This is a genomic window from Wenyingzhuangia fucanilytica, from assembly GCF_001697185.1.
Lineage (GTDB): Bacteria > Bacteroidota > Bacteroidia > Flavobacteriales > Flavobacteriaceae > Wenyingzhuangia > Wenyingzhuangia fucanilytica.
On sequence record NZ_CP014224.1, the window covers coordinates 2,822,618 to 2,834,588 of the forward strand.

Genomic DNA, 11,971 nt, shown 5'->3' on the forward strand with positions numbered 1-11,971 from the left:
TTAATCAAATATCAATGAGTTAATTTTATTTTTTACTTATTTTTTTGATATTGAAGTGTCTAAATCGACAATCATAAATTGATTTTTTTCTTGTAAAATTTTGAAGGAATTTTCGACATCAAAAAAAGAATTCTGTTAGCTTTGATTTTTATGAAATTTCATCATTTTTTATTTTTAATACTCGTTTTATTTTTCTCTAAAATTTCTTGGGGACAAAAAAACAGCACAAATTTTATCCTTAAAGATAGTTTGCAATATAATTTCTCATTAGATGGCATTCATGATTTTGATGACTTAGAAAAAAAACTAAATAATGAAGGTTACTATTTTTACACTTCAACACTCATCAAAAAAGATAGCTTAGATTCTTATATTATTAATAGCAGTATAAAAACCAATATCGTTTGTATTAAGAATATCCCTAGAAAAGTTCAACAAATTTTTAAAACAAAATCAGAGTCTCTATATATAGTCCCAAAAGAGATATCTAAGTGGATGCAAAAAATCAATAATGATTTTGATAAAAAAGGTGAAAGTTTTTCTGAAATAAAACTCATCAATCACACTTTAGAAAACGACACACTATTCTGCAACCTACATATTCAACAATCAAACAAAAGATATATTGATAAAACAATCATAAAAGGATATGATAGATTTCCTAAAAGATTCTTAAAACATTATATAGCTACGAAAAAACCTTTTAGTAAAGAACTGTTAAACACCACTGAGCAAAAAATCAATCAATTAAACTTTGCTAAAAACACAAAAAAACCAGCTGTCCTTTTTACAAAAGACTCTACTCACCTATACCTATATATAGATAGAGTAAAAGCAAACAAGCTAGATGCCTTATTAGGTTTTAGCAACAGTGAAGGAAGCAACAAAATTAGATTTAATGGCTATGTTGATATTTCTTTAACAAACACGCTTCATAAAGGAGAAACATTTGCTTTTAAATGGAACAACACAGGAGAAGACCAACAAGAAATTGATTTAAATATTGATAACCCTTATATTTTTAACTCGCCTATAAACGCAGGTTATCATTTAAACATTTTTAGACGCGATAGTACTTTTGTAAACACCTTACATGAATTTAGTATTGGATACAGGCCACATTACAAACATTTAATCAATACTTATTACCACACCGAACATTCATCAACCTTAAATTCTTTTAACTCAAACATTCTTGAATACTCCAAAAACATTTACGGTATTCAATACACCTACAAGGAACTGAACAATTTTGGAATTCCCAAAAGCAAGGTGCAATTAGACTTTGGCTTGGGAACAAAAAAAAACCAAACGGTAAACACCCAACAACAAACTTTTAAAAGTGATCTTATTTACTCTATAGAAATTAACCCCATCAATCATATTTATTTGGAAAACAGAAATGCTTATTTACGTTCTCCAAACAAAAACATTAATGAATTATACAGAACAGGTGGAGCAACTACTATGCGTGGTTTTTTAGAACAAAGCATTATTGCCCATTTATACAACTACGCTAATATTGAATATAGATACTTTACCAACATAGCAAGCTATATTTATGGTTTTAGTGATATTGGTTATTTTAAAAACATCAATCAAGAAAATAACTTATTAAGTTTTGGACTGGGATACACCATGGGTATTCCCTCTGGATTATTAAAAATAAGTTATGCTGTCGGAAAAAATCAAAACACTACTTTTAACTTAAATAACGGATTGTTTCATATTAACTTTGTAACTATTTTTTAGAGCGATTAGCGATTAGCAAAAAAGAAATTCTCAATTAAACAAATAAACAATTCAACAAAAACATATCATATAAAATGAGCAATCAACTCTTAATTATATTTATACGCAAACCAGAATTAGGAAAAGTAAAAACACGTTTGGCCAAAGATACTTCAGATGAAGTTGCCTTAGCCGTTTACAAAGATTTACTAACCCATACCCACCAAATCACTAAAGATTTAGAGGTTGACAAATGGGTCTTTTATACTGATGAAATTGAATTTGATGACATGTGGGATAATGGAGACTACATGAAAATGATTCAAGCCCAAGGTGATTTAGGAAACAAAATGCAAGAAGCCTTTTTTAAAGGATTTGGAGCAGGGTATTTAGAAATTGTTATTATTGGTAGTGATGTAGATACCTTATCAAAAGAAATTATAGAAGATGCTTTTGAACAAGTAAAACAACAGCCTGTTATTGGTCCATCGGAAGATGGTGGATACTATTTATTAGGATTAGACGAACCTAGAACAGATGTTTTTACCAATAAAGAATGGGGAACAGACTCAGTGCTTAGAGATACTCTTTTAGATTTTGAAAACGAAGAAGTAGCCATTCTAGACGAATTAAATGATATTGATTTATTAGAGGATATAGAAGAAGATTCTTTTTTATTCCATCATGTAAAAGACTATAAATAATGACCTTACAAAACATACAAGAAAGTGTTGATTTTCTTACAGCAAAAGGAATTAAAGCACCAACAGTTGCTATTGTTTTAGGAACAGGACTTGGTAAGCTAACTGATAAAATTAACATCACACACGAGATTGATTACACTGATATTCCTCACTTTGTAACCGCAACTTTAGAATCTCATGCAGGTAAACTTATTTTTGGAACTCTTGCAGGAAAAGACGTTGTGGTGATGAATGGTCGTTTTCATTTATATGAAGGATACAACTTTAATGAAATTACCTATGGAGTTAGAGTGATGAAAGCTCTTAGTGCAAATCACCTATTAATTTCTAATGCCGCCGGAGCAATCAACTTAAACTTTAACAAGGGAGAGTTAATGCTAATAGATGATCATATCAACCTACAAGGTGGTTCTCCCCTAGCGTTTAAAAATGCTAAAGAATTTGGAAATATTTTTGTGGATATGTCTGCTCCATACAACAAAAAATTAAATTCACAGCTAGAAAGTATTGCAGGGCAAAACAACATCAATCTTCACAAAGGAGTTTACGCATCTGTAGTAGGCCCACAACTAGAAACTCGCGCTGAATACAAATACTTAAAAATTATTGGTGCCGATGCAGTAGGTATGAGTACCGTTCCAGAAGTAATTGTGGCCAATCAAATTGGATTGCCCTGTGTGGCTATTTCTGTTTTAACGGATGAATGTGATCCAAAAAACTTAAAACCTATTAATATTCCTGAAATTTTTGAAATGGCTGCCAAAGCAGAACCTATGTTAATTACTTTATTCACCAAATTAATTGAGCAGTTATAAGGTTTTTAACTTTAACACTTTTCACTTTTACAACTTTAAAATTTTTACACCTAACAAATGAGTTACTTAGAAACCACCAAAAACGTATATAAAGAAGCTGCATTAACCCCAGACGTAGGTTTGTGCTGCACCACCAATCCTATTTGGGAATTGCCTGGACTAACCATTCCAAAAATAATGCAAGAAATGAACTACGGATGTGGTTCTACAGTACATGCTCGTGATTTATCTAAAAATCCTAAAATACTGTACGTAGGTGTTGGTGGCGGAATGGAATTGTTACAATTTTCTTATTTCTCTCGTCAAAAACATGGCGTAATTGGTATTGATGTTGTTGATGAAATGTTAGAAGCATCTGCCAAAAACTTTATAGAAGCCGAAGAAAAAAATGATTGGTTTAATAAAGAATTTGTCGATTTAAGAAAAGGAGATGCTCTAAATTTACCTGTTGATGACAACTCTATTGATGTAGCAGCACAAAATTGTTTGTTTAATATTTTTAAAGCAGATGATTTAAAAAAAGCCATTGCAGAAATGTATCGAGTTTTAAAACCACACGGTCGTTTGGTAATGAGCGATCCTACTTGTGAACAACCTATGAATGATACTTTGCGTAATGATGAACGATTACGTGCTTTGTGCTTAAGTGGTAGTTTACCTATAGCTGAATATGTTAAAATGTTAACCGATGCTGGTTTTGGAACTATTGAAATTAGAGCTAGGAAACCATATAGAATTTTAGATCCTAAAAATTATCCTACAGAGGAATTGATTTATATAGAATCTATTGAAGTGGCTGCTATTAAAGATCCTATGCCAGAAGACGGCCCTTGTATATTTACAGGAAAAGCTGCTATTTATTATGGAGATAAAGACTTTTTTGACGATGGAAAAGGACATACTTTGCTAAAAAATCAACCATTAGCCATTTGCGATAAAACAGCTCAAGCTTTAAAAGATTTAGGCAGAGATGATATTTATTTTTCAGAATCTACTTATCATTACGATGGTGGAGGGTGTTGTTAAACACTAATTTAATCTTTCAAAAGCACGATGTAAAAATCGTGCTTTTTATTTGCACAAAACACTAGTCCCTCCCTAAAAAATTAACTCTAACTTTTACACAACATTTAAGTCCTATTACTTAAAGCTAAATGAATAATGTTACTTTTAAATTGGTTTATCCTCTTTCAACAATACAAGTATGACAGAGAATATACCCTTTCAGTTAATTAACAACCCAAGCAAAAGCATAGTAGTCTTTATATTTGAGAAACAAATTCATCAAAATGAAATACTTAAAGTTTCTCATCATCATTTTAAGCATCAATACAATTAGTATTTATGCCCAACAACCCAATATTGTTTACATTCTTGTCGATGACTTAGGTGTAGGAGATATATCTGCATTAAATAATGAAGGCAAAATAAAAACCCCAAACATTGATCAATTGACAAAGGAAGGAATGACATTTACAGATGCACATTCTGGAGCTTCGGTTTGTACCCCTACAAGATATGGTTTACTTACTGGAAGGTATGCTTGGAGAACAACGTTAAAAAGTAGAGTTGTAAATTCTTACGCAAATTGTCTTATTCCTAAAGAAAGGGCTACAGTAGCTAGTTTGGCTAAAAAAAATGGATATAATACAGCCATGATTGGAAAATGGCATTTGGGCTTAAATTGGCAATCAAAAACAGGAAACAATGTTTCTAAAAACTTAAACGAAGGAGTTGAAGAATTTGTAGATTTTTCTAAAAAAATAACTCTAGGTCCAAATGAACTAGGTTTTGATTACTGGTATGGAACTGGTGCTTCTTGGGATTTTCCTCCTTATGCTTTTATAGAAAACAACTTGCTTTTAGAAAACGAAAAACTAGTAGCAACAGATGATGACTATACCCCAAGTATCTATCCAAAAGCGCTAGAAGAAAAAATGAAAGCGACGAAAGATCAAAAAACATTAAAAAAGTTAAAAAACAGCTATCCAATCAACAGTTGGAGAAAAGGGGTACAATTACCAGAAATAACAAAAGAACACGGTTTAACAATTGTTGCCAACAAAGCAGCAAACTATATCAATCATTACAATTCAAAAAAACCTTTGTTTTTATATATTCCTTTAACAGCACCTCACACCCCTGTATCTCCCACAGAAAAATTTAAAGGGTCTAGTAAATGTGGGATTTACGGAGACTTTGTACAAGAATTAGATTTTTATGTTGGTAAAATCATCAACTCTTTAAAAGAAAAAGGAATGTATGAAAATACATTGTTAATTTTTACAGCAGACAATGGAGCTTCTTTAAAAGCAATTCCGATGGCCGAACAAAAAAAATACAATCACAGCCCTAGCGGAATTTATAGTGGGTACAAAGCTAGGTTAACAGAAGGTGGACACCGAGTTCCTTTTATCGCTACATGGCCTAAAGTAATTGCTAAAAACAGTACTTGTGACTCACTTATTAGTTTAAATGATTTATACGCAACCATGGCAGACTTGTTTAACAACAAGATAACAGATAATGAAGCAGAAGATAGTTTTAGTATGTTATGGGCTTTAAAAGGAAAATCTATTTCTGATAACGAAAAGAGAACTGTAGATTTTCATCATTCTTTTGCAGGAGATTTTGCATTTAGAAAAGGTACATGGAAAGCTGATTTTAAAACAAGCAAGTTATTTAACCTTGATGACGATATTAAAGAGACTAATAACTTAAAATCTAAGTATCCTGAAAAGTATGAAGAATTAAGAGCTTTAGCATCTAGCTATATTTTTAATGGGAGAACTACACAAGGAGAAAAACAAAGCAATGAAGGACCTAAAGTATGGAAACAAATTAAAAATTGGGCAATTATAAAATAGACATCATGAGAAAAATACTTTTAATACTTATATGCTGTTCCTCACAGATATTTGCTCAAAAACAGCCTAACATTCTGTTTATATTGGCAGATGACTTGGGGATTAATGCATTAAATTGTTACGGGAATAATTTGGTGAGTTCTCCTAACATTGATAAACTTTTTAATGAAGGAATGCATTTTACCAATGGATATTCTAACGATCCTACTTGTGCTCCTTCAAGAGCATCTATAATTACAGGACAATATGTACCTAGACATGGAATATACAGAGTTGCTGATCGATACAAATCTGATCCAAAAACATTAAAGGCCATGAAATATTTACCTCCAAAAAATCATATCATCCCTGGTTTTGGAGTAGGTGTAAGTCCTGATAAAGTATTTTTACCCGAAGCACTAAAAGCCAATGGATACCGTACAGCTGGATTTGGAAAATGGCATGTGGCCAAAGGAAAAAGTCCTTCTAGCATTCCTGCAAAATTTGATGAAGGTTTTGAAATAGCAGGTCATTATAAATTTAGATCGGATCCCGTTCAAAAAGTGGCCGATACCGTTTATAGCTCTGATTATATTACCCAAAAAGGGATTGATTTTATACATAGAATGACAGAGCAACATCAACCTTTTTTCTTGTATATGCCTTATTATCTTGTACACAAACCTTTAGAGCCTAAGCAAAGCTATGTAGACTTACTAAAAGCCAAATTAAAACAAGAAAAGCTAAGTACCGAGGAAATAAAAGTACTTGCTATGATTATGAGCTTAGATGAAAATGTTGGACAATTAATGCAAGTATTAAAAGAAAAAGGGATTGAGGAAAACACCATTATTGTATTTACATCAGACAACGGGCATTACAAAACCAAAAACAGCAATATGTTTTCTAAACCCTATAGAGGAAATAAAGGAGAAACCCTAGAGGGAGGGATTAGAGTTCCTTATATTTTTAAATGGAAAGACCATATTAAAGCTAAATCAGTATCTAAAGCACCAATTATTCACGTAGATATTTACCCTACTTTATTAGGGTTAACAAACTCTAAACAACCTAACGAAACTTTAGATGGTGAAGATTTAAGCCCTCTATTATTAGGAAAAAAAGATCATACTAACCGAAAAGTATTAGCTTGGGAATATACCAACTATGCTAGATGGAACGCTAAAGAAAAATCTTTTGTTTCAAGTTGGGTAAATGTAATTCAGAAAGATGGCTTTAAACTTACAGAAAACGTAGAAACTGATGCTGTTATTTTATACAACTTGAATACAGACCCATATGAAACAAAGGAATGTGCTAGTGAATATCCAAAAGTAGTTGCAGACTTAAAAAACGAGTTAGCAATATGGAAAACCACTACTGGTTATACAACTCCAAAAAAGAACCAAGATTTTATCTCTAAATAAAAAAATATGAATAAAAATATTTTCGCCCTATTTGCCTTCTTCAGTCTATTTTGTTTTGGACAACATGGAGAAGAGAACACAAATGGTATTGAACCTTATCAGCAGCCCAAAAAACTTATAGAGTATCTTAATCAAATAGACTCCTCTTATCTTCCATATATGTTTGCTTCTAAAGAAGATATAGCATGGTGGAAAGAAGCAAAGTTAGGGGTCTTTGTTCACTGGGCACCTAGTGTGGTAAACGAAGCTCCATTGAGCTGGGGGCGAGCAGGAAGAAAACCACACCACAAAAAAGACAATCAGAAAAAAGGAGTACCCGAACAAGAATATAACGATACTTACAAAACATTTAACCCCACTAAATTTAATGCAGAAGAATGGGTTAAATTGTGGAAAGAAGCTGGTGCTAAATACTTTGTCTTTACAGCCAAACATCATTATGGTTTTTGTATGTGGGATACCAAAACTACCGACTTTAATGTGATGAACACTCCATACGGAAAAGATGTAATGAAAGAAATTGCAGATGCTTGTCACAAATACAACATGAGATTGATGTGGTATTACTCTCAACCTGATTGGACACATCCTTTATACAGAAAAGAATTACCTTCTAAAGAGTATAATGAAAAAATTCTTTACCCACAGCTAAGAGAATTAATGACCAACTACGGAAAAATAGATGGAATTTGGTTTGATGGTTTGGGTAAACATCCTGATACTTGGAATAGTCCGGAAATGTTAAAAATTATTAGAGATATCAATCCAAAAGCAATAGTAAACCATCGTTTGGGTTCTCCTGATATGCATATGGGAGATTTTGATGGTCCAGAAAGAGGAATTGGTCGTTTTCAAACCAATCGTCCTTGGGAAACTTGTGAAGTGATTGGTGGAGGTTGGGGATACATGGGAGAAAAAAATGCCATGCCCTATAATGATGTAATACAGTTACTCGTTAAAATCGCCGGAAATGACGGGAATTTATTATTAGACACTGGTCCTCGTGTAGATGGATCTATTATTGAAAGTCACGTAAAAAGATATAAGCAAATTGGTGCCTTTTTAAAAAAATACGGAACCTCTATTTATGGAACCCATGGAGGTCCATATATAGCTGGTGCTTGGGGAAGTGCTACACACAAACAAAACAAAGTTTGGTTACACCTTATGGGAAATATAGAGAACCATCATTTTACCCTACCTCAATTACCTGCTACCATTAAATCTTACAAAGTATTAACTGGAGAAAATGCTACTATTGTAAATAATAACAAAGGGTTAGATGTAACAATTAACAATACTACCACAAATACAGCGGTTATTATTATTGAATTAGAATTAAATATAGACGCAAAACAAATCAAACCAATAAGTACTATTGGTGAACCTGTATTTTTTGATGCTAGCCTTGTTGCTTCTTCAGAAAAAGACAAAAATAGTAGTGTAACCAATTTAATGCCTGGAGCCAAAGAAAACTTTTCTGAAGGAATTTCTGTTAAAAAATCATGGTTTCCTGCAAAAGAAGACAAAACTCCTTGGTTAGAATACAGTTGGTCAAAAGAACAAAAAATTGATGCTATTACTATACAAGAAGGAAGACGTATTGGAAACAACCATAGTGTTAAAAGTTTTGAAATTCAGGTGCTCAAAAACAAAAAATGGAAAACCATTTATACAGGAAACAACATAGGACCTTTCTTTTCCTTACAACTAGAAAAATCTTTATACACCACTAAGCTTAAAATTAAAATCAACGAATTAAAAGGGAACTTAGAGGTTAATAAAGTTGCTATTTACGCTAATTAAAAATAGTTTATATCAATCTACTTTGGATGATGTTTAAAAAACATCCAAAGTGGATTTTCCCTATATTTGATAACAAACACATCCCCCTTATCTAATGAACATTAAACAAAATATATTATTCTTTGCCCTTGTTTTTATTTCTCAAATCAATTCAGCCCAAGGTCCTCAGTGGAAAGAAGATGCTAGAGAAAGAATAAATCAATACCGAAAAAATAATATTACCATACAGGTCTTAGATAATCAAAACACCCCAATTAAAGATGCGCTTGTAGACATCAAATTGGTTAGACATAAGTTTCAGTTTGGAGCAGTTGTAGAAGATGATTTTATGACCTCTAAGTATACTGACACCTACAAAAGAACCTTTACAAATTTATTCAATGCAGCTGGTTTTGAAAATGGATTAAAACAAAAGCAAAGAGGAAAACCAAAAGAAAAAGCATCTGAAATTGCCGCTCAATGGTTTACTGCAAACAATATTACCATGCGAGGTCATGCCTTAGTTTATGATGGTTTACAGTTTTTACGCCCTGAAGAAAATGAGATTGTTACAAATAAACATTTAAGTAATTCCGAAAAGGCTAGACAAGTAATTCCTTTAATGGAGCAACATATAGAACACGGAATAAAAAAATGGAACGTAACTGCATGGGACGTATTAAATGAGCCCTTAGCAAACCATGCTGTAAACGATTTAACACCAGGAAACCTTGTTGCTCATTGGTTTAAAAAAGCAGATTACTATAGAAAGCTCTACAACAAACCTAATATCGCTTTATATATTAACGAAAACAGAATTATTTCTAGAACTACAAAAGATACGTATTCTAGACCCCAAGAATACAAAAAAGTAATCCGAGAAGTAATTGATGAAGGAGGTCCTATAGAAGGGATTGGTTTTCAATCTAGAATAAAAAATGGTTTTATTACACCCGAAGAAATGTATAAGCGTTTACAGTTTTTTGATGAATTTAACTTGCCTTATCAGGCTACAGAGTTTGAAGTAAGAGACCAACCTAAATTCCAATACACCGATGTCCAAAAGCAACAAATTGTAGAACAATTTATGTTGATTTACTTAAGTCATCCTAAGGTAGAAGGAATATGGCATTGGACTTTTAACAACAATAAAAAAGGAAATAAACCTTGGGCTTTGTTTAATTATGATGGAACTCCAACTGTTTGCGGACAACAGTGGATTGATACTTATCAAAAAGAATTTAGTACTCATAAGTTACTAAACACTAACAACGCTGGTACATCATCAATTAGAGGTTTTAAAGGAGATTATATTATTAGGGTTTCCTATAAAGGGAAAAATAAATATGTAAAACTTTATTTAGATAAGGATCAAGAAATTACAGTACAGATGTAATTAAAAATACTGTCCAACTCCAAAAACCAATCCTTTTTCTTTTCCATTAATAATACTGGTTCCGTAATCAATTCTTAAAACAGCATTGTATATTTTTTTGTGAATAAATCGTAAACCAATACCTGGATGAATTCGAGCACCTTCTTTACTAATAAGTCCTTTGAGTTCTCCTCCTGTTTTTCTCCAATTACCCGCATCTACAAAGACATTGGTTTGCATTGCAAACCAATCTTTGTCTATAATTGTATACCTGTACTCCACATTTAAAACAGCTACGGCTGTACCTCTATCTATAATATTACCAACACCTCTAATGTTTAAATTATTGTCTAACACAAAAGGAGCAAAAGGATTATTATGATTACTAGCAATTCCTAACCTTAACCTAGTTGCAAAGTTTCCATTTTTCTTAATTTGTTTGTAATAAAAAAAGTCATTCCATAATATGTAAAAACTCATTTGATTTTTATCAACAGGCATTACATACTGTGCATTTAAAAGACTTCTAAAGCCATTGACATATTGGTAGTAATACACTAGTTTATTGTAATCAAAACTTGTTTTTATTAAAAACTTATTTTCATTTAAACGAGTGGGAATTTCTGAAGACTGAAACCCACTATCGTATTGATATTTTTCTTTAAAAAAATTCAAACCAATGTTTACGGTGTGAGCAGCAGACATCCTTTTTATTACCATGGCCTCAATAGAGCTATTGGTATATTCATAATCTGCACTACCATTATTAAAATACAGAGGCTCCAAACTTGTTAAACTTTGCAAAGTTACAGACAATCCTGTGGTTGCATTAAATAAAAAAGGATCCGTGTAGTTTACAGAAAAGGAATGAAAACCGTTATTTCTATAAAAAGCTCCTATTTGTTTATTTTCTCCTAAAAAATTAAATTCTTTTACCCCTAACTGATATGCAAATTGCTGATTATTGGCCGTCCAAAAATTTATGGTCGGAATAATTGTATTGGTCTCTTCTATAGTATAAACCACCTCACATATATCTTCTCCTGTTGAGGATACAACATAACTAGATGTATTACAAACAGGCAATCTGCTAAACAAAGTAACATCATTGTTCAATGTTACGTAATCTAACTCCTGTCCTATTTTTAGACTTGTTAGTTTTTTTAAGACTTCTGTTTTTGTTTTATAATTTCCTTCGTACTTAATACTAGAAACAACTTGAGCATTTATTTGAAAAAAGACAAATACAAAAAACACCAATAGTTTCATTTTCATGATAGTTCCAGTT

General features: G+C 31.9%; 9 protein-coding genes. 8 read left to right on the forward strand and 1 reads right to left on the reverse strand.

Going from position 1 to position 11,971, the window contains the following annotated elements; translation table 11 throughout:
• Window positions 1–150 precede the first annotated feature (150 nt).
• The 8 genes from AXE80_RS11540 to AXE80_RS11575 all read left to right on the forward strand — a co-directional run bounded on the left by AXE80_RS11540 (window position 151) and on the right by AXE80_RS11575 (window position 10,704).
• Complete coding sequence (locus tag AXE80_RS11540) at window positions 151–1,752, forward strand: BamA/TamA family outer membrane protein (protein ID WP_068827468.1); 1,602 nt, start codon at window positions 151–153, stop codon at window positions 1,750–1,752.
• 74 nt (window positions 1,753–1,826) lie between these two features.
• Entirely contained in the window at window positions 1,827–2,435 is a 609-nt protein-coding gene (locus AXE80_RS11545) for a TIGR04282 family arsenosugar biosynthesis glycosyltransferase (protein WP_068827470.1), read from the forward strand.
• Window positions 2,435–3,250: a purine-nucleoside phosphorylase gene (locus AXE80_RS11550; RefSeq protein WP_068827472.1), complete on the forward strand. Its 816-nt coding sequence runs from the start codon at window positions 2,435–2,437 to the stop codon at window positions 3,248–3,250. Before AXE80_RS11545 ends, AXE80_RS11550 begins: the two co-directional genes overlap by 1 nt.
• Before the next feature lie 57 nt (window positions 3,251–3,307).
• Complete coding sequence (arsM, locus tag AXE80_RS11555) at window positions 3,308–4,276, forward strand: arsenosugar biosynthesis arsenite methyltransferase ArsM (protein ID WP_068827474.1); 969 nt, start codon at window positions 3,308–3,310, stop codon at window positions 4,274–4,276.
• Window positions 4,277–4,539: 263 nt separating this feature from the next.
• Window positions 4,540–6,117 (forward strand): sulfatase-like hydrolase/transferase, encoded by a 1,578-nt coding sequence (locus tag AXE80_RS11560; RefSeq protein ID WP_068827476.1) that lies wholly within the window; start codon window positions 4,540–4,542, stop codon window positions 6,115–6,117.
• A gap of 5 nt (window positions 6,118–6,122) precedes the next feature.
• Window positions 6,123–7,523, forward strand: coding sequence for a sulfatase-like hydrolase/transferase (locus AXE80_RS11565; RefSeq protein WP_083194659.1), 1,401 nt, complete (start codon window positions 6,123–6,125; stop codon window positions 7,521–7,523).
• A 6-nt stretch (window positions 7,524–7,529) separates the two neighbouring features.
• Complete coding sequence (locus tag AXE80_RS11570) at window positions 7,530–9,329, forward strand: alpha-L-fucosidase (protein WP_068827482.1); 1,800 nt, start codon at window positions 7,530–7,532, stop codon at window positions 9,327–9,329.
• 94 nt (window positions 9,330–9,423) lie between these two features.
• Window positions 9,424–10,704 (forward strand): endo-1,4-beta-xylanase, encoded by a 1,281-nt coding sequence (locus AXE80_RS11575; RefSeq protein ID WP_068827485.1) that lies wholly within the window; start codon window positions 9,424–9,426, stop codon window positions 10,702–10,704.
• Here the strand turns inward: AXE80_RS11575 and AXE80_RS11580 are convergent, their stop codons facing one another.
• Complete coding sequence (locus AXE80_RS11580; RefSeq protein ID WP_068827488.1) at window positions 10,705–11,958, reverse strand: POTRA domain-containing protein; 1,254 nt, start codon at window positions 11,956–11,958, stop codon at window positions 10,705–10,707.
• Window positions 11,959–11,971: the final 13 nt, after the last annotated feature.